The sequence below is a fragment of the Stackebrandtia nassauensis DSM 44728 genome, from assembly GCF_000024545.1.
Lineage (GTDB): Bacteria > Actinomycetota > Actinomycetes > Mycobacteriales > Micromonosporaceae > Stackebrandtia > Stackebrandtia nassauensis.
This window is the reverse complement of the sequence record NC_013947.1, coordinates 5925600-5943492: the sequence shown is the minus strand read 5'-3', so window position 1 is coordinate 5943492 and position 17893 is coordinate 5925600. Positions and strand designations below refer to the sequence as shown.

Genomic DNA, 17893 nt, shown 5'->3' with positions numbered 1-17893 from the left:
CCCTCCTCAGGTTCGGCGGTAAACCTAGAAGGGATCCGGCCCGTCGCCATCCGGCCAACGGGAGAGCCCGGGCTATGACTTTCGTCAGGGGTGCCCGGGCGCCCGGTTCAGCCGAGGATCGTCCGCAACGCCCCCGACAGCGCCTCGCGCGGTTCGCCCGCCGGGCCCTCGTGTCGCCAGGCCACGTAGCCGTCGGGGCGGATCAGCACCGCGCCGTCCTCGCCGAGCCGGTAGCGATCCGGCCAGGCGCCGTCCACATCGACCAGTTCCACCTCGGCGCCGACGCGGTAGCCGATCAGCGGGATGCCCTCGGTCTCGCACACGTGGGTGGCCGCGTCGGTCCACGCGCCGCCGCCCGCACCGGTGAACAGGACGAAGCCCCGGCTGAACAGGTCGTGGGTGGAGATCAGCTGACCGTCCTGTTCGACCCACAGGTGCGGGGCCCGGGTTCCCGGCTGCCCGCGCAGATCCAGGCTGTCACCGAACACCGAGTCGTGGTCGGCGCCGATCATGGCGCCGGAAAGGTAGCGCTGCCCGAAGTTCCACAGCAGATCGTCGGCCTTGTCGTTCTCGGGGTCGTTGATGCGATTGTGCTGGCGCTCCTCGGTGAGTTCGGCGAGGACCTCGGCCAGCGGGTGCCGTTCGGGGTGGTAACTGTCCAAAAGGCCCGGTTTCGCCCAGCCCTTGCTGACCGCCGCCAGCTTCCAGGCCAGGTTGTAGGAGTCCTGCACCCCGGTGTTGGCGCCGATGCCGCCCGCCGGGGACCAGACGTGCGCGGCGTCCCCGACCAGGAACACCCGGCCGCGACGGTACTCGTCGGACACCGCGACGCCCTGCGACCAGGTCTGCTTGTCCCGCACCGTCACCTGGAGCTCGGGATCGCCGACCGCGCCCCGGATCACCGCGACGCAGCGTTCGTCGGGGAAGGAGTCGACGGTCTCGGTCTCCGGGTCGTAGTCGACGGCCATGCCCCAGCGGCCGGGTTCGGCCGTGGTGGTCAGGAACATCCCGCCGATCTCCTCGTTGCGGATGAACCACAGGATCGCCCGCTGCTTCACGTACTTCGACAGGTCGGCGTCGAAGACGCAGCCGAGGTGGTGGCGGACGATGCCGGGCCCGGATCGCTTGATGCCCAGCCGTTCCCGGATCGGGCTGCGCTGACCGTCGGCGGCGATCAGGTAGTCGGCGCGGATGGTGCGCCGCTGTCCGTCGGCGCGGTCGACGACCTCGGCGGTGACGCCGTCGCCGTCGTCGGTGAAGGTCAGCAGCTCGGTGTTGAAGTGCTGGACGGCACCGTGTTTGCGGGCCGCCTCGCTGAGCACCGGCTCGGCCGCGCTCTGGTCGGCGAGGTTGAACGTGGACGGTGTCAGGTCGGGGAAGCTGGTGGCCGCCTCGGGCGGGAACAGCCAGCCCCATTCACCGGCGAGCGTCTCGCAGTAGGCGCCGCCCTTGTCGTCGGCGAACGGCCGCCCCGCCTCGATCATCTCGGCCTCCATGCCGATCGAGCGGTAGATCTCCATGGTGCGGGGGGTGATTCCCCGCGCCCGGCCCTGGATCGAGAAACCCGGGTGTTTGTCCACCAATATGGACGGCACACCGAGGTGGGACAGGAACAGCGAGGAGGTCAGCCCGGCGTAGCCGCCGCCGACGATGAGTACCGTGGTCGTTTCGTCGTTGGTCATGATGTCGTCCTTTAGGGATTGGTATCGGGGTTCTCGGATGAGTACGGTTGCGCCTGCTGCCGAAGCCAGGTCTCGTCCCAGGTCAGCGCGCCCGACCGCAGATCGGCGATGGTGGATTCCAGCCACCCGATCTCGGCCGTCAGCACGGCGAACCGGTACTCCTCCTCGATGAGGAACAGCCGGTGCAGCTGCGGCGGGTCCTGGTCGAACCACTCGCTCATCTGGGCGTACTCGGCCCGCTGGGCGTCCAGCCGGACCTGCAACTGCTCGGCCACCTCGCTCGGCGGCAGCAGCGGCAGCTGCGCCAGCGCGGCCGGAAACTCGGGGTACTCGTTTCCGGTGCTGGCCAGCGCTTCCCGCAGCCAGCGCCGCGCGGTGTCCCGGCCGGTGTCGGTGATCTCGTAGATCGTCCGTTCCGGACGGTTGTCGGCGGAGCTGGTCTCCCGGACCCGGATGAGTTCGGTGCGCAGCAGCCGGTCGATGGTCTGGTAGACGCTGGCGCGCTGTTTCACATTGACGACGCGGTCCTTGCCGAACTCCTTGATGAGCTGCTGGATCTTGTAGGCGTGCATGGATTCCCAGGCCAGGAAGACCAGCACGGTCAGGGCCAGCGCGGAGCGTCGAGGTGGAGTCGTCATAGTCATGACATTACTAGTGAGATTATGACTATGGCAAGTCAGTGTGACGTCTTTCCTAGAAACCTTGGCGTCAGAGTTGCGATGCCGTGATGCTATACGTATACTTCTACGCATACTAAGAACGCCTCGTGGAGGTTACGATGCCGCAATGCCGAACAAGACGATCTACGTGTCCGACGACGATCTTCCGCTGTTCCAGCGCGCGCAGGAACTGGCCGGAGGCAAGTTGTCGACCGCGATCACGGCGGCACTCCGGCGTTACGTCGAGATCGCGGAGGGGCGCATGGAGGGCTTCGAGGAGGTCACCGTGCGGGTGGGCGCCGGAGTCGGCCGCAAGGTCCGGTTCTCCGGGATACTGCTGGCCGAGTGGGGGCATTCCACCTCCAGCCGGGTCGACGACTACCGCGTCTACCGGACCCGCACCGGCAAGTACGCGGTCCACATCGAACGGTCCGACGAGCACTACTGGTCGGGGCAGGACGCCGCCAACTGGGTCGAATGGGTCCGGGCCCAGTTCAAGACCGAGCAGACCTGGGGCTACAAGGCGGGTGAGGGAGTCCTCGAGATAGCCGAGGACCTGGAAGACCTGCGCGACAAGATCCCCGCCGAGCTGCACGACATCGTCGCCTCCGCGGTGGAGCAACCACCCATTGAGGACTTGGACATCTAGCCACCGAGTCCGTCCGTTATCGAGGGCTGGCGGTTTCGGCGTGCCCGAAAACGGCTCAGCCCACCCCTGAGGAGTAACCGTGAGTACCCATACGACGACCAGAAGTCCGCGAACCCGTGGCACGGCGGCCATAGAGGTCGCCGGACTGCGCAAGTCCTACGGCGACCATCTCGTCCTGGACGGCATCGACTTCACCGTCCCCACCGGCTCGATCTTCTCGATGCTGGGCCCCAACGGCGCGGGCAAGACCACCACCGTCCAGATTCTGTCCACACTCATCAAACCCGACGCGGGCGTCATCCGGGTCGCCGGACACGACCTGGCCGCCGCGGCCCAGTCGGTGCGCGGCGCCATCGGTGTCACCGGTCAGTTCTCCGCCGTCGACAACCTGCTCACCGGCCAGGAGAACCTGCGGCTGATGGCCGACCTCAACCACCTGACCCGCGCGGAGGGCCGCCGTCGCAGTGCCGAACTGCTGGAACGGTTCGAGCTGACCGACGCGGCCGCCAAACAGCCCGCCACCTACTCCGGCGGCATGCGCCGGCGGCTGGATCTGGCCATGACCCTGATGGGAGACCCACGACTGATCTTCCTGGACGAACCCACCACCGGCCTCGACCCGGCCGGACGGCGGGTCATGTGGCGGATCATCCGCGACCTCGTCGACGAGGGTGTAACCATCTTCCTGACCACCCAGTACCTGGAGGAAGCCGACCAGCTCGCCGACCAGGTGGCCGTCCTCGACAAGGGAACCCTTGTCGCGCAAGGCACCCCGGCCGAACTCAAACGGCTGATACCCGGCGGCCACATCACGCTGCGGTTCAACGACGTCCAGGACCTGGACACCGCCGCCAACACCCTGACCGTCTCGGCCCGCGACGAGACCGCGCTGACGCTCCAGACCCCCAGCGAGGGCGACATGAAGTCGCTGCGGGCGCTGTTGGCCCGGCTGGACGCCGCCGAGATCGAACCCGCCGACCTCTCCATCCACACCCCCGACCTCGACGACGTGTTCCTGGCACTCACCGGACACGACGCCACCACGAAGGACAGTTCACAATGAGCACATACGTCATCCGCGACTCCACAGCCATGCTGCGCCGCAACATAAAGAAGGCCATTCGCTATCCGTCGCTGACCCTCATGGTCATCGGCATGCCCATCATCTTCCTGGTGCTGTTCGTGTACGTCTTCGGCTCCACGCTCGGCGACGGCCTGGGCGGAACCTCCGGCGGCCGCGACGCCTACCTCACCTACGTCACCCCCGGCATCCTGCTGTTCGGCATCCTCGGCTCGGTACAGGGCACCGCGATCACGGTGTCGATGGACAAGACCGAGGGCATCATGGACCGGTTCCGCACCATGGCGATCTCCCGATCGTCCGTCCTCACCGGACACGTCATCGGCAGTCTGATCCAGACCGTGCTGGGCACCGCGGTCGTCATGGCCGTCGCCGTGGCACTGGGATTCCGCAGCGACGCCACCCCGCTGGAATGGCTGGGCGTGCTCGGCGTGATGGTCATGGTCTCGTTCGCGTTCATCTGGATGTCGGTCCTGGTGGGGCTGATCGCCAAGACCGTCGAGTCCGCCAGCAACATCCCGATGCCGCTGATGATGCTGCCGTTCCTGGGAAGCGGCTTCGTCCCCACCGACACGATGCCCGCCGGACTGCGGACCTTCGCCGAGTACCAGCCGTTCACGCCGGTCAACGAGACGCTGCGCGGCCTGCTGCTGGGCACCGAGATCGGCGACAGCGCCTGGCTCGCGGTCGCCTGGTGCGCCGGTATCTCGCTGGTGTGCTTCCTGCTGGCCCGCCGCCGCTTCAACCGGCCGCAGACCCGCTGACCGGCGAACCCGGGTGGCGTCCACCGTCGGTGTCCTAGGGTGCGGGCATGAGCATTCGCCGCGCCGTGCCCGACATCCTCACCGACGACATGGACGCCACCCGCGCCTTCTACGCCGGTCTCGGCTTCGAGGAGGCCATGGACCTGGGCTGGGTGGTCACGATGGCCTCCACCAGCAACCCGACCGCGCAGGTCATCTTCTTCGACCGGGCCCGGGTGGAGGGGCCACAACCCGACATGAGCGTCGAGGTCGACGACGTGGACGCCGTCCACGCGGCCATGACCGCGACCGGCGCCGAGATCGTCTACTCACTGCGGGACGAACCCTGGGGCGTGCGGCGGTTCTTCGTCCGCGACCCCAACGGCAGGGTCGTCAACGTGGTCACCCACCAGGCATAGCGGGAATCGGCTCTGGCGCAGGTACCCGCCGGACGTCTACTCTCGATGCAGAGAGTGAGGGAGGCGTCGTGGATCCGGTTTCGTCGTTCTTCGTGACTCGCTGGGCGACCACGGCGACGGACCGGGCGGCCCGGCGGTTCAGCGAGGCGATCCGGGGCACCGAGGTGCAGCGCGCGCTGGTCACCGCCGTCAAGAACGCCATCCCCAAGGCCGCCGCCCGGCTGCACCCCGACGACGACTCGCTCGCCGGACACGTCGCGGACTGCCTGTGGGAACGCGATTCCCACGCATTGCCGCTGGTGGACGGAACCGCCCTGATCGATCTGGCCGACGCCGTGGCGCCCTGGGTCGACGAGGTGTACACGCCCGTCGGCGAGACCCCCGATGCCGGACCCGAACCGTCGCTGTTGGCGCGGCTGCTGCGCGAGGAGATCATCGCGGCGGTGCGCGCCGAGGCCACGGCCGGGGATCGGGTGCTGCACGCGCTGTGGAGCGACTACCAGAACGAGTCGATCCTGCGCCGGGTCGCGCGGCCCCGGGCCACCGAACCGGGTCGGCTGGACTGGGGACGGCTGCCGCTGCCGGGCACCTTCGTCGGGCGGCGCGAACAGCTGGAGACCCTGGCGGACATGCGTTCCGAGTCCGGGCTCGGCCTGATCGTGTCGGTGGGTGGATTCGGCGGCATCGGCAAGACCGCACTGGCGTCCTGGTTCGCGGCCAGTGTCCGCTGCTCCTACCCCGACGGCTGCGTGTTCGTCGACTTCCAGTCGTACCCGTCGCCGGACCAGGCCGTGTCGTCGTACGCGGCGCTGGGGATGTTGCTGGAACATCTCTTCGGGCTTGAGGCAGCGACGGTGGCCAGAATGGACCTGGCCGCGCGCGGCGCCGAATGGCAGCGACGCGTCGCCGGCAAACGCATGATCTTCGTGTGGGACAACGTGTCCAGCATCGACCAGGTGGAGCCGCTGCTGGTCCGCGATCCCGACTGTCTGACGCTCATCACCTCCCGGGAGAGGTTCCACTGTGCCGGGTCGCGAACCCTGGACCTGGACGTGCTCGACCACGACGCGGCCGTGGCGATGTTCGTCGCGGTCGCCGGTCCCCGGCTGGCGGCCGACGAGGCGGCGGTGTCGCGAGTGGTGACGGCCTGCGGACACATGCCCGTCCTCATCGGATTGAAGGCCGCCGACATCGCCTGCGGCACCGGCAGTCTGGACCGGATCGAAGTCCAGCTGAACAACCTGCCGTCCGCGCACACCAAGGCCGGACTGTACGCCCGCATCGACAGCTCGTACGCGGCCCTCACCGCCGAACAGCAAGCGGCGTACCGGTTGCTGGGCAAACACCCGGGCCGCTACCTCACCGTCGGCACCACCACGATCGTCCTGTCGCGACTGATCGGCCGCTCGGTGACGGTCGCCGAAGCGGTGGCGTTGCTGGACGGCCTGGTCGCGCACCGGCTCGCCGAGCCGATGGTCACCGACCCACCCGCCAGCATCGCCGAACAGCTGGCGTACACCGCCCACGACATCCTGCTCGACCACGCCGCCGGTCTCCCCGCCGCGACCGGAGAACCGGAAATACTGTCCACAGTTTGCGACTATTACGCCGACCGGCTGGCGCACTACGACTTCGTCGGCGACCTGGCGTGGTTCCGTACCGAACGGTCCGCCCTCGTCGCCGCGCTCACCAGCCCGGCGGCGCGACCGCACGCCACCCTCAACCTGGCCCAGCTGATGCTGACCAACGACAACATCGGCCTGGCCATCGACATCCTGCGTGAACTGCTGGACGGATTCGTCGCGACCGGCGACAGCCGCGGCGAGGTCAACACCCTGCAGACACTGGGACAGGCGGTGCTCGTGACCGGTGACCATGAGGGCGCCCGCGACCTGTTCACCAAGGCCGGACACCTCGCCGAGGAACACGGCTTTCGGGACTGCGCGGCCCACGCCTATCTCGGACTGGCACAGGTCAAGGCGCTCAACGACTCCCCGGTCGGCATCGCGGACATGTTCGAGCGGGCGCTGGACATCTTCGTCGACCTGGACGACGTCACCAACGCGACCAACGCGCTGGCGGGAATGGCCCAGGTGGCGATGCTGCAACAGGACTTCGACGCGGCCCGCTCCATCTTCGTGGAGATCGAGGACACCTCCGAGGTCCGGGCGTACGGCATGGGCGTCGCCCTGGGGGTGCTCGGCCAGGCCCACGTCGCCTACCTCGACGGCGACAACGACGAGGCGATCCGGCTGTACCAGCGGGGCGAAGAAGCGTCCGAGTCCGTCGGCTACCGGTTCGGCGTGGGCATGGCCCGGGAGTGCCTCGGCGAGATCGCCGCCGAGACCGGCGACGTGGAGGGCGCGATCGCGCACTTCCGCGGCGCGCTGACAGTGTACGTCGAGATCGGTTCACCGTCGCAGCACGAAGTGCGCGAAGCCCTGCGGAACCTGGGGGTCCCGGCCGAACCACCGGACTGATGTCACCGCCTTGTGCGAGGCTGACGACATGAACGAGTTTCGAGGTCAGGACCTGTCCGGAGCACGTTTCGAGGACGTGATGCTGACCGGCGCCGAATTCCACGACATCGACCTGTCCGACGCCCGGTTCCGGCTGGTGAGCCTCAAGGGCGCCTCGATCCGGGGCGCCGACCTGCGCGACCTCGACCTGTCCGGCTGGATCGGCAACCTGCGCGTCAACGGCGTCGACGTCGCGCCGCTGGTGGAGGCAGAACTCGACCGCCGCCACCCGGAGCGGGCCAAGATGCGTCCCACGGACGCGGCCGGGTACCGGGAGGCCTGGCGGATCCTGGAACGGCTGTGGGGCCAGACCATCGAGCGAGCCCGCGGCTTCGAACCGTGGCAGCTGCACGAGAGCGTCGACGGCGAGTACTCGTTCATCGAGACCTTGCGGCACTTGAACTTCGCCCCCGACGCCTGGGTGGGCCGCGCCGTGCTCGGTGACCCGACGCCGTGGCATCCGCTCGACCTGCCGCACGACGAGATGCCCGACGAACCGAGCGTCCCACGCGATCGCGACGCCCGCCCGACCCTTGAGGAGGTACTGGCGGTACGCCGCGAACGGGTGGCGATGGTGCGTCGGGTGCTGGACGAGCTGACCGACGAGAAGCTGGTCACGGCAACCGAACCGGTCACCGAACCCGGTTACCCGGAATCGCAGAGTTTCCCGATGACCCGGTGCCTGGGCGCGGTCATCAACGAGGAGTGGGAGCACCGGCTGTACGCCGAGCGCGACCTGGACGTGCTGGCGGGCAAGACGACCTGAGCCACAGCTCTCAGGCTGGCGGCAGCGGGTCCTGGCCCAGCATGCGGTGTCCATTGTCGGCCGACATCCGTACCGCCGCGAAACCGTGCTCGCGCATCGCGTTCTCGTATTCGGCGACCGCCTCCAGCAGCGGTTTGCCGTCGCGGACCTCGCGCAGCCGGGCCGCGAGGATGGCGCCGTCGAGCATCGCCGCGTTGGCTCCCGAGCCCCCGGCCGGGCTCATCGCGTGTACGGCGTCGCCCAGCAGCGTGACCTCGGACGCTGGCCATGGTTCGGTGGGGACGCTGGTGCGCAACAACAGCGGCAGCACACTGGACAGTTCCCAGTGCTCCACCATGCGCCGGGCTCTCGGGTGCCAATCGTCCATCATGTCCAGAGCCAGGCCCCGCAGCGCCGAGGGGTTCATGGCGAACAGCTCCTCGTCGTCGGGCAGGTCCTCCACCCGGGCGCCGAACGCCGAGGTCATATAGGAGCGGTGCTCGGTGAGCGAAGCGTCCGCAGCGATCCGGGACGCCGTGCGGGACAACGGTTCCGCGAACTCGACCGGCGCCCCGCCCAGGTGCCGGTGCTTGGGCCCCAGGATCGCCGAATAGCCGCCGAACATGCCCTCGGGAAACAGCGGCCGGGTCGCGGGCGTCAGCGGCACGGTCGCGTAGATCAGCCGCAGCCCACTGTCGACGACCCGGGCGTGCGGGAGACGTTGCCGCCGCACCCGGGAGTGGACGCCGTCGGCGGCCACCAGCAGGTCACCGGTCTCGGTGCCGCCGTCGGCGAAGTGCGCGACCACCCGGCCGTCGGCGTCGCGCCGGTAGCCGGTGAAGGTGCGCCCGTAGCGGACGGTGTCCAGGCCGGTGGCCAGGATCTCGCGAAGCGTCAGCCGGTTGACGTTGAGATGCTCGGGGAGCCCGTGAACCGTGCGCGCCGAGCCGTCGGCTTCGAAGCGGTGCACGACGTCGAACCGATGGTCGTAGAACTCCCCGACGGGGCCGGGTATGGAAGCCGTGGCGCGGAACAGTTCCCACAGCCGCTTCGGCAGCACCTCGTACAGGGCCGTCGAACCGTCGGCGTTGATGTGGATGCGGTAACCCTGGCGCCGCGAGCGCACTGAGGCGTCGCGCTCGACGACCAGGTGATCCACCCCGGCGTCGCGCAGCCCGTGCGCCAGCGCCAGGCCGCCGAGGCCCGCGCCGATGATCAATACCCTCGGCCGTGACATGTCCGGTTCCCTCCTCGCGACGAACTCTCACGACGAAGGATCACCGCCCGAGCCCGCAGGTTCCATCCGCGAATCGATATGCGGCGGATTTCGACATCGATTAAGTTCGAGTGATGGATTCCGTGACCATCGACGGACTGGATCGCGAACTCGTCCACGCGCTCCAGATCGACGGGCGGGCGCCGTTCAGCCGGATCGCCGAAGTGCTGGACGTGTCCGACCAGACGGTCTCGCGGCGGTACCGGAGGCTGCGATCGCACGGGGTGCTGCGGGTGGTGGGCCGGGGCGACGTGTCCGGGCCCGGGCGGGAACGCTGGCACATGCGGATCCACTGTGTCCCCGATGCCGCGCTGGGGGTGGCCCGGGCGCTGGCCCGACGGCCCGACACGGCGTGGACCGACGTGGTGTCCGGCGGCACCGAGGTCAACTGCGTGGTGCAGACCCCGAACCGGGCCGACCGGGACGCGCTGCTGCTGGACGCGCTGCCGCGCAGCCCCCGGGTCACGTCGATGTCCGCGCACTGCCTGCTGCACACGTACTTCGGCGGCGCCGGGGAACACGCGCGGGTGCTGGCGGCCTTGAGCCCCGCCCAGGAGCGGCGGCTGCGTCCGAGACCGGCGACCGGCGCGCCGCTGACGCCCGACACCGTCGACCGGGCGATCCTGGCCGAGCTCGGCCAGGACGGCCGCTGCGAACTGTCGCGGCTGGCGCGAGCCGCGGACTGCTCGGAGTCGACGGCACGGCGACGACTGGAACTGCTGCGCGACAGCGGATGCGTCTTCTACGACCTCGACCTCGACACCGCGCTGCTCGGCTTCACCGTCACGGCGCGACTGTGGCTGCGGGTGGCACCGTCCGATCTGGATGCCGTGGGAGCGGCGCTGGCCACCCACCCCGAGGTCGGCTTCGCGGCGGCCACCACCGGACCGCACAACCTCATCGCCGCCGTCGTGTGCCGCGACGGGGCGCACCTGTACGAGTACGTCTCGAAGCGGCTGGGCGGTCTGACGGCGATCCAGCATGTCGAGACCGCGCCGGTGATCCGGCCCGTCAAAGGCTCGGCGACCCCCTGGGATATGCCGTAGCGTCGGATCCGACATGGAGACCGGAGACACACTCAAGGACCTGCTGGAAGACAACGACCTGACCGCGGTGCGGGCCTGGCTGGGGACCCAACCGCCCTACGTCATCGCCGACGAACTGGCGCGCATGGACGCCCTCGCGGCGGTGGTGCCGTTCCGCATGCTGGACAAGGACGCGGCGCTGGCCGTCTTCGAGGAACTCGACCCGGTCGACCAGCAGCAGATCCTGTCCGGCCTGCGCGACAAGGCGTTCCGCGACCTCATCGAGGGCATGGACCCCGACGACCGGGCCCGGATGCTCGGCGAGGCCCCCGCCAAGGTCACCCACCGGGTGCTGTCGGGACTGAGCCCGCGCGAGCGCCTCATGACCGCCGAACTGCTGGGCTACCCCGACGGCTCGGTCGGCCGGATCATGACCCCCGAGGTGGTGGCGCTGCCGGTCGACATCACCGCCAAGCAGGCCCTGCGCCGGATCCGCGTCAAGGGCGGCAACGCCGAGTCCGTCTACACGCTGCCGATCGTGGAGTCCGGCCGTCGACTGGTGGGAGTGTGCGAACTGCGCGACCTGGTGCTGTCCGACCCCGACACCCCGGTCGCCGAACTCGTCGACACCCAGGTCCCCACGGCCCGCGCCACCGACCCCGCCGAGGACGCCGCCCGCCTGCTCGCCGAGGCCAACATCCTCAACCTCCCGGTGGTCGACAGCGAACAGCGGCTGGTCGGCCTGTTCACGTTCGACGACGCCATGGAGGTCATCGAGGCCGCCGACACCGAGGACGCCGCCCGGCAGGCCGCGTCGCTGCCGTGGAGCGGGCACTACATGTTCGCGGGCGTATGGCAACTGGCCCGCTCCCGCGCCACCTGGCTGCTGCTCCTCATCGTCGCGGCCACCCTCACCGTCACGGTCACCCGCGCCTTCGAGGCCACTTTGGAACAGGTGACCGCGCTGGCGCTGTTCATCCCGCTGCTCATCGGCACCGGCGGCAACGCCGGAGCCCAGGCGGCCACCGCGGTGGTCCGAGCCCTCGCGGTGGGGGAGGTGCGCACCGGCGACCTGGCGCGGGTGATCTGGCGTGAGTGCCGGGTCGGCCTGGTGCTGGGCGCGATGCTGGCCGTCGTCGGTCTGGGCGTCGCGGTGATCTTCGTCGACCCCCGGGTGGCGCTGGTGGTGGCGGTGTCGCTGGTGGTCATCTGCGCGTGGGCGGCCACCGTCGGCGGCTCGATGCCGCTGCTGGCCAAGAAGGTCGGCATCGACCCGGCCGTCGTCTCCGCCCCGATGGTGACCACCCTTGTGGACGCCACCGGGCTCATCATCTACTTCGTGCTCGCGAACGCGATCCTGGGTTTGTGACGGCCGGAACCTAACCCACCGGGGAGTATCAGCCCGGTCTCGTAGGCGAAGATGACGATCTGCACCCGGTCGCGCAGCTCCAGTTTGTCCAGTATCCGACCGATGTGGATCTTCACGGTTCCCGGCGCGATGCCCAGCCGCTCGGCGATCTCATGCGACCGAGGCTATGGACGGTCCAGACCCATTCCCACGACCTTGAGACCGATATTCGTCGCCCGGCGCGTATGCCCACGGGCATACCGATGGTGCGACTTCCGTTCAGTGGTCGTAGTTGAGCTCGGGATCGGTGAGCCGACGCAACTGCGGCCAGCGCGCCCGCATCGCCTCGCGCAGGTTGCGGCACAGCTCGGCGACGGTTCGCAGCTCAGCCGAGTCGGCGGCGATATCCGCCGTCACCTCCAGCCGGAACGCCAACCGCTCCCGGGCGGTCGCCTTGCCCCACTTCCAGTCCGAGTTGATCAGCCGGGACAGGTGTCGCCGCGACTCCCGATGCGCGCGCTCCACGAGCGAGTCGCCGCTGATGGTCCAGCCCGCGCAGGCGTCGGCCAGGTCGCCGGTCACCTCGGTGCCGGTCTCCTCGCGCCAGGTGGCCCGGTACGCGTCCTCGGCCTGTCCCAACAGTTCCCGGGGAGTGTCCGGACTGGAGTAACAGGTCGGGAAGCCGATCCGCAGGTAGGCGAGTTCGACGAGGCCGTTGCCCACACTCGACTGTTCGAAGTCGATGAAGCGCAGCCCGTCGGCGGGGTACAGGACGTTGCCCGACGGGCACGGATCCCCGTGCAGCAGCGCCGGAACCGCGCTGTCGGCCAGCCGCCGCACCAGGTCGGTCAGTTCGGTGCGGGCCGAGGCCGGGACCGTGACCCGCCACGCGCGGGCCAGGTCGAGGAAGTCGTCGACGTCGTTGTCGTCGGGCCCGCGCCAGTTCGGCAGTCCGGAGTCGGCCTCGACGCTGGCGTGCAACCGCGCCAGCGCGACGGCGTACTGGCACTGCCAGTCCGGCCCGGGGCGGCCCTCGTCGAGGTACTCCATCACCAGGATCCGCTCGTCGGCGTCGGCGGCCAGCAATCGCGGCACCACCGCGGGCTTCGCCCGCGAGGCCAGGCGCAGTGCCGTGTGTTCGCGCTGGAACTGTTGCTCGACATCGGATCCGTCGACGACCTGTTTGACGATGACGGGGCCGTCGGTCAGTTCGGCCCACCACACCTTCGATCGGGGACTCGACCCCAGTTTCCTGACGCGCGTCGGGGCACCGAGTTCGTCGTGGAGGCGCTGGCCGTACACGCGTTTGCGCAGCATCGCGAAAGCCTAACCGGCGGGGGTGGGGTCTCAGTCGGTGATGTCGGCGAGCACGGCGTCGTATCCGTCGACCAGGCGGTCGACGTCGACGAAGGCGCTGAACCCGTGGGCTCCGGCGCCCATGGCCACCCGGCGGCCCCGCAGCCGTGAGTCCACATAGATCGGCCACGGTCGGTGACTGCCGATCGGGGTGATGGTGCCGCGTTCGTAACCCGTCGCCGCCAGGGCGGTGGCGGCGTCCGGCATGGACAGCCGATTGGTGCCGAGGAGTTCGCGCAGCTTCGGCCACGCGATGGAGCGGTCGCCGGGGACGATGGCGAACAGGTAGCTGTCGCTGGTCTTGCGGACGACGAGGGTCTTGGCCAGGTCGGCGGGAGTGAGCCCCAGGATCTCGGCGGCCTCGGGCAGCGAGTTCGCGGCGGGCCGGACCCGCACCTCCACGTCGACGCCGTGCGCTTCGCCGTCGGCCACCATGGCCCGTACGGCGTCGGGCAGTGGGGTTGCGTTCATCGTGGTCCTCCGTTTCTCGGGCGCGGACTCATCGTGATGCCCCGGCCGGGTATCGGCCCGGCCGGGACACCCCGATGCGCATTACACCACACTGTCTACTTTGGTTTCGGTTTCCGCGGCTTTCCGGGTTCGGACGGTGACCACCGTCAGCACGGCGGCCACGGCCGCGACGAGTGCCGCGGCGATGAACGCCACCGAGAAGCCGTCGGTGAGCGCGACCTTGTCGCCCAGCCGGTCGGCGCCGTAACCGGCGGCCACGGCCGTGACCACGGCCAGCCCCAGCGCGGAGCCGATCTGGTAGCTGGTGTTGACGATGCCCGAGGCCAGGCCGCCCTCCTCCGGTTTCGCCGCCGAGATCGCCGTCTGCAGTGACGGGATGAACGCCAGCGACATGCCCAGCGCCGCCAGCAGCGAGGCGGGCAGGACGTCGACCCAGAAGTTCCCGTCGGGACGGATGAACGACATCCAGTACAGCCCGCCCGCGAGCAGGACCAGACCGGTGACGATCATCGCCTTGGCGCCGAACCGGGCCATGAGCCGGGGGGCCAGCGCGACCATGCCGACCATGATCAACACGGTCATCGGCAGCAGCGCCGCACCCGAGGGGAACGCCGAGTAACCCAGAACCTGTTGCAGGTACAGGTTGAGGAAGAACCACATCGGAATCCAGGCGGCGCCCAGCAGCAGCTGCGCCAGGTTCGCCGCGGCGAGGTTCGCGGCCCGGAAGATCGACAGCGGCATCAGCGGCTGCCGCTTCCTGGCCTGCGACAACAGGAACCCGACCAGCAACACCGCCGCCAGCAGCAGCACGCCCCAGGTAGCCGGGTCGCCCCAGCCGATCTCGGGGGCACGGACGATGGCGAACACCGCCGCGCCCAGGCCCAGCGTGACGGTCAGCGCGCCGACCACGTCGATGGAGCCGCGGGGTGCCAGGGCACCACCGGGCAGCAACGCGGGGGCGGCGGCCAGGGCGAGGATCGCGATCGGGATGTTGATGTAGAAGACCCACGGCCAGGACGCGTACTCGGTGATCAGGCCGCCGAGGAACACCCCGGCGGTGCCGCCGGCCGGGGCCGCGGCCCCGTAGACGGCGAAGGCCTTGGTCAGCTCCTTGGGGTTGGCGCCGAACAGCATCATCAACAGGGTCAGCGCCGAGGGCGCGATGAGCGCCGCGCCGACGCCCTGGACCCCGCGACCGATGAGCTCGGTCGGCACGTCACCGGCGACACCGGCCACAAGGGATCCGGCGCCGAGCACGATCCAGCCGAGACTGAACAGCCTGCGGGCGCCGAACAGGTCGGACAGCCTGCCGCCCAACAGCAGCAGACCGCCGAACACCACCACGTAGGCGTTGAACACCCACGACAGGTTCTCCTGCGAGAACCCGAGTTCCTTCTGCATCTTCGGCAGTGCGACGCCGATGATCGAGGTGTCCATGATGACCATGAACTGCGCCAGTGCGATCAGCGCCAGCGCCGTCCACCGCCGTGACGGGGGTGGGGAAGCTTTGCGGGACATGACTGTCGACTCCTTAGGTCTAGGGGCTTACGGGAGATATGTATACCCCTAGGGGGTATTGATTCGCAACCGTGGCGCCGTGATGTCCGACATACCCCCTAGGGGTACCGTGCTACCGTTGGTATGAGACGAGCAAGGAGCGACTCATGAGCCCCGTTTCCCGAAGGTCCGTCCTGCGCGCCGGTGTCGCCGCGTCCGGGGCGGCGATACTGACCGGCTGCGCGTCGGAGTCCGCTGACAGTTACGTGAGCCCCGACGGTGACCGGGTCGCCGAAGCCGAGGCCGCCCGCGATCCCGGCAAGGTCCGCAAGTTCACCCTCAAGCCGGGCCGCACCGAGGTCGACCTGGGTGGCGTCGCCGTGACCACCTGGGCCTACGGCGGCAAGATCCCCGGCGAGCCGATCCGCGTCACACGCGGCGAACAGATCAAGGCCGTCCTCGACAACGGTCTGCCCGATCCGACCACGGTGCACTGGCACGGCCTGGCACTGCGCTGCGACGCCGACGGCGTCCCCGACGTCACCCAGAAGCCCGTCGGCGCGGGCGAACGCCACACCTACACGTTCACCGCCGCCCACGCCGGAACCTACTGGTTCCACCCGCACGTCGGCGTCCAACAGGACCGGGGTCTTTACGCCCCGCTGATCGTCGAGGACCCCGACGAACCACTGTCCTATGACGAGGAATGGATCGTCGTTCTCGACGACTGGATGGACGGGGTGACCGGCAGCCCCGATGACGTGCTAAAAGAACTCGGTGGCGGTATGAGCCATGGCGGACATTCCGGCGGCGACTCCGACGACGAGCCGCAATCCCAGGGCCACATGCTGATGGGCGCCGACAGCGACCTGCTCGGCGGCGACGCTGGGGACGTCAGCTATCCGCACTTCCTGATCAACGGACGTGTTCCCGCCGACCCCGAGGTCTTCAAGGTCAAGCCCGGCACTCGGCTGCGGCTGCGCGTCATCAACGCCGCCGGGGACACCGCGTTCAGGCTCGCGCTGGGCGGCCACACGATGACCGTGACCCACACCGACGGCTTCGGGGTGCGGCACACCGAGACCGACGCGCTGCTGCTCGGCATGGGTGAGCGCTACGACGTCCTGGTCGAGCTGGGCGACGGCGTGTTCCCGCTGGTGGCGCTGGCCGAGGGCAAGCAGGAACTGGCCCGGGCCATCGTGCGCACCGCTTCGGGCGAGACACCCGCCGCCGACGTCCGGCCCACGGAACTGGACGGCACCATCGCCGGATACTCCGACCTCGAACCCGACGACAGCGTCCGGCTGAAGCGCCGGGACCCGGACGAGACCATCGACCTCGACCTGACCGGCGGCATGATGAAGTACGACTGGGGGATCAACGGCGAGTCCTTCGACCCCGACCGGCTGTACGGCATCACCGAAGGCGACCGGGTTCGGTTGCGGTTCAAGAACACCACCACGATGTGGCACCCCATGCACCTGCACGGCCACACCTTCGCGCTGTCCGGCACTGGTTTGCGCAAGGACACCGCGATCGTTCTACCGGGACAGACACTCAAGGTCGACTTCGACGCCGACAATCCCGGACGCTGGATGATCCACTGCCACAACGTCTACCACTCCGAGTCGGGAATGATGACGCTGCTGGGCTACCGCGACTAGGCGGTGTTCCGCTGCGCTTCCAGGCCGTCGAGCAGGTACTTCAGGCCGATGTGGAAGGTGCCCTCCCAGTCGTCGTCGTACAGGTAACCGTTGGCGGCCAGGGTGGGGAAGCGGTCCTTGTCGGCCAGCAGCTGATCCTGCCCGGCCTTGCGTTCCGCCTCGGTGATGTCCAGCGCGGCCTGTGTGGACGCCGAGCCGAAGACGTGGTTGTACAGCGCCCAGGTGGCCGCCGGTAGCGCCTTCGCGGTGAATCCGGCGCCGTGGAGGGTGGACTGCAACAGCTCCATCTGGGACAGGAAGTTGGGGCCGATGGCGGGGCGGCGCCGGGCCGGGACGGCGGCCGCCCAGGGGTGCCGCAGCAGGGTGGCGCGCCAGCCGGTCATCACCTCGGTGACCTGTTCGCGCCAGGCGGCGGAGCCGGGCAGGTCGGGGGACTGTTCGCCGAAGATCGCGTCCACGGCCAGGTCGATGACGTCGTCCTTCGTGTCGACATGGTGGTAGAGCGAGGGCGCGACGATGGCCAGTCGCTCGGCCAGTCGCCGCATCGTCAGCCGTTCGATCCCCTCGGCGTCGAGCAGTTCCACCGCCGCCTCGGCGATGCGGTCCCGGGTGATGGGTGGCTCGCCCCGGGTTCGGCGGCGGGGGCGCAGCCAGACGCTTCGCACCTCGTCGTCCACGCGTGTGTCGTTCACGCCGCCCATTACACCTCACCAGACCCGATCGATTCCCGGCGCGAGCCAGTGTAGTACGTTGTTCGCC

General features: G+C 69.2%; 17 protein-coding genes. 9 read left to right on the top strand and 8 right to left on the bottom strand.

From position 1 onward, the window contains the following. Positions 1-107: 107 nt before the first annotated feature. The gene (locus tag SNAS_RS27665) at positions 108-1682 is read right to left on the bottom strand and encodes an FAD-dependent monooxygenase (protein ID WP_013020793.1); all 1575 of its coding nucleotides are present in this window, start codon (positions 1680-1682) and stop codon (positions 108-110) included. A gap of 11 nt (positions 1683-1693) precedes the next feature. Next, complete coding sequence (locus SNAS_RS27660; RefSeq protein WP_041625221.1) at positions 1694-2320, bottom strand: PadR family transcriptional regulator; 627 nt, start codon at positions 2318-2320, stop codon at positions 1694-1696. Between the two features lie 148 nt (positions 2321-2468). Here SNAS_RS27660 and SNAS_RS27655 point away from each other — a divergent pair, with 148 nt between their 5' ends. From SNAS_RS27655 to SNAS_RS27630, 6 genes are all read left to right on the top strand, one after another. Next, positions 2469-2990 (top strand): EXLDI protein, encoded by a 522-nt coding sequence (locus SNAS_RS27655; protein WP_013020791.1) that lies wholly within the window; start codon positions 2469-2471, stop codon positions 2988-2990. Between the two features lie 79 nt (positions 2991-3069). Continuing rightward, complete coding sequence (locus SNAS_RS27650; RefSeq protein WP_013020790.1) at positions 3070-4053, top strand: ATP-binding cassette domain-containing protein; 984 nt, start codon at positions 3070-3072, stop codon at positions 4051-4053. Continuing rightward, entirely contained in the window at positions 4050-4835 is a 786-nt protein-coding gene (locus SNAS_RS27645; RefSeq protein WP_013020789.1) for an ABC transporter permease, read from the top strand. The genes SNAS_RS27650 and SNAS_RS27645 overlap by 4 nt, the downstream gene beginning before the upstream one ends. 47 nt (positions 4836-4882) lie before the next feature. Continuing rightward, the gene (locus tag SNAS_RS27640) at positions 4883-5233 is read left to right on the top strand and encodes a VOC family protein (protein WP_013020788.1); all 351 of its coding nucleotides are present in this window, start codon (positions 4883-4885) and stop codon (positions 5231-5233) included. A gap of 68 nt (positions 5234-5301) precedes the next feature. Further along, positions 5302-7713, top strand: a complete 2412-nt coding sequence (locus tag SNAS_RS27635; RefSeq protein WP_013020787.1) for an ATP-binding protein — start codon at positions 5302-5304, stop codon at positions 7711-7713. A gap of 28 nt (positions 7714-7741) precedes the next feature. Further along, positions 7742-8518, top strand: coding sequence for a DinB family protein (locus SNAS_RS27630; protein ID WP_013020786.1), 777 nt, complete (start codon positions 7742-7744; stop codon positions 8516-8518). 10 nt (positions 8519-8528) lie between these two features. Here SNAS_RS27630 and SNAS_RS27625 read toward each other — a convergent pair whose 3' ends face one another. Then, entirely contained in the window at positions 8529-9734 is a 1206-nt protein-coding gene (locus SNAS_RS27625) for an FAD-dependent oxidoreductase (RefSeq protein WP_013020785.1), read from the bottom strand. Between the two features lie 113 nt (positions 9735-9847). On the opposite strand from SNAS_RS27625, the gene SNAS_RS27620 reads away from it, so the two are divergent. Together SNAS_RS27620 and mgtE are read left to right on the top strand one after the other, a co-directional pair. After that, positions 9848-10819 carry an Lrp/AsnC family transcriptional regulator gene (locus SNAS_RS27620; protein ID WP_013020784.1) on the top strand — a complete coding sequence of 324 codons (972 nt, stop codon included), beginning with the start codon at positions 9848-9850 and terminating at the stop codon, positions 10817-10819. 13 nt (positions 10820-10832) lie between these two features. Then, positions 10833-12167: a magnesium transporter gene (mgtE, locus tag SNAS_RS27615; RefSeq protein ID WP_013020783.1), complete on the top strand. Its 1335-nt coding sequence runs from the start codon at positions 10833-10835 to the stop codon at positions 12165-12167. On the opposite strand, the gene SNAS_RS34520 is transcribed toward mgtE, so the two are convergent. From SNAS_RS34520 to SNAS_RS27600, 4 genes are all read right to left on the bottom strand, one after another. Next, a complete protein-coding gene (locus SNAS_RS34520) occupies positions 12131-12316 on the bottom strand; it encodes a response regulator transcription factor (protein WP_086013293.1) in 186 nt (61 codons plus the stop codon). The two genes, mgtE and SNAS_RS34520, sit on opposite strands and share 37 nt — an antisense overlap. A 109-nt stretch (positions 12317-12425) precedes the next feature. Beyond that, a complete protein-coding gene (locus SNAS_RS27610) occupies positions 12426-13463 on the bottom strand; it encodes an aminoglycoside phosphotransferase family protein (RefSeq protein WP_013020782.1) in 1038 nt (345 codons plus the stop codon). Between the two features lie 30 nt (positions 13464-13493). Next, entirely contained in the window at positions 13494-13973 is a 480-nt protein-coding gene (locus SNAS_RS27605) for an aminoacyl-tRNA deacylase (RefSeq protein WP_013020781.1), read from the bottom strand. An 81-nt stretch (positions 13974-14054) separates the two neighbouring features. Beyond that, entirely contained in the window at positions 14055-15491 is a 1437-nt protein-coding gene (locus SNAS_RS27600; RefSeq protein ID WP_013020780.1) for an MFS transporter, read from the bottom strand. A gap of 146 nt (positions 15492-15637) precedes the next feature. Here SNAS_RS27600 and SNAS_RS27595 point away from each other — a divergent pair, with 146 nt between their 5' ends. Beyond that, complete coding sequence (locus SNAS_RS27595) at positions 15638-17134, top strand: multicopper oxidase family protein (RefSeq protein WP_013020779.1); 1497 nt, start codon at positions 15638-15640, stop codon at positions 17132-17134. Here the strand turns inward: SNAS_RS27595 and SNAS_RS27590 are convergent. Next, positions 17131-17835 (bottom strand): TetR/AcrR family transcriptional regulator C-terminal domain-containing protein, encoded by a 705-nt coding sequence (locus tag SNAS_RS27590; protein ID WP_013020778.1) that lies wholly within the window; start codon positions 17833-17835, stop codon positions 17131-17133. The genes SNAS_RS27595 and SNAS_RS27590 overlap by 4 nt on opposite strands. Between the last annotated feature and the right edge of the window lie 58 nt (positions 17836-17893).

Coding starts and splice junctions, on each gene's coding strand:
- SNAS_RS27665 (WP_013020793.1), bottom strand. CDS start 1,682: ATGACCAACGACGAAACGACCACGGTACTCATCGTCGGCGGCGGCTAC.
- SNAS_RS27630 (WP_013020786.1), top strand. CDS start 7,742: ATGAACGAGTTTCGAGGTCAGGACCTGTCCGGAGCACGTTTCGAGGAC.
- SNAS_RS27645 (WP_013020789.1), top strand. CDS start 4,050: ATGAGCACATACGTCATCCGCGACTCCACAGCCATGCTGCGCCGCAAC.
- SNAS_RS27610 (WP_013020782.1), bottom strand. CDS start 13,463: ATGCTGCGCAAACGCGTGTACGGCCAGCGCCTCCACGACGAACTCGGT.
- SNAS_RS27595 (WP_013020779.1), top strand. CDS start 15,638: ATGAGCCCCGTTTCCCGAAGGTCCGTCCTGCGCGCCGGTGTCGCCGCG.
- SNAS_RS27620 (WP_013020784.1), top strand. CDS start 9,848: ATGGATTCCGTGACCATCGACGGACTGGATCGCGAACTCGTCCACGCG.
- SNAS_RS27625 (WP_013020785.1), bottom strand. CDS start 9,734: ATGTCACGGCCGAGGGTATTGATCATCGGCGCGGGCCTCGGCGGCCTG.
- SNAS_RS27640 (WP_013020788.1), top strand. CDS start 4,883: ATGAGCATTCGCCGCGCCGTGCCCGACATCCTCACCGACGACATGGAC.
- SNAS_RS27660 (WP_041625221.1), bottom strand. CDS start 2,320: ATGACGACTCCACCTCGACGCTCCGCGCTGGCCCTGACCGTGCTGGTC.
- SNAS_RS27605 (WP_013020781.1), bottom strand. CDS start 13,973: ATGAACGCAACCCCACTGCCCGACGCCGTACGGGCCATGGTGGCCGAC.
- SNAS_RS27590 (WP_013020778.1), bottom strand. CDS start 17,835: ATGGGCGGCGTGAACGACACACGCGTGGACGACGAGGTGCGAAGCGTC.
- SNAS_RS27600 (WP_013020780.1), bottom strand. CDS start 15,491: ATGTCCCGCAAAGCTTCCCCACCCCCGTCACGGCGGTGGACGGCGCTG.
- mgtE (WP_013020783.1), top strand. CDS start 10,833: ATGGAGACCGGAGACACACTCAAGGACCTGCTGGAAGACAACGACCTG.
- SNAS_RS27655 (WP_013020791.1), top strand. CDS start 2,469: ATGCCGAACAAGACGATCTACGTGTCCGACGACGATCTTCCGCTGTTC.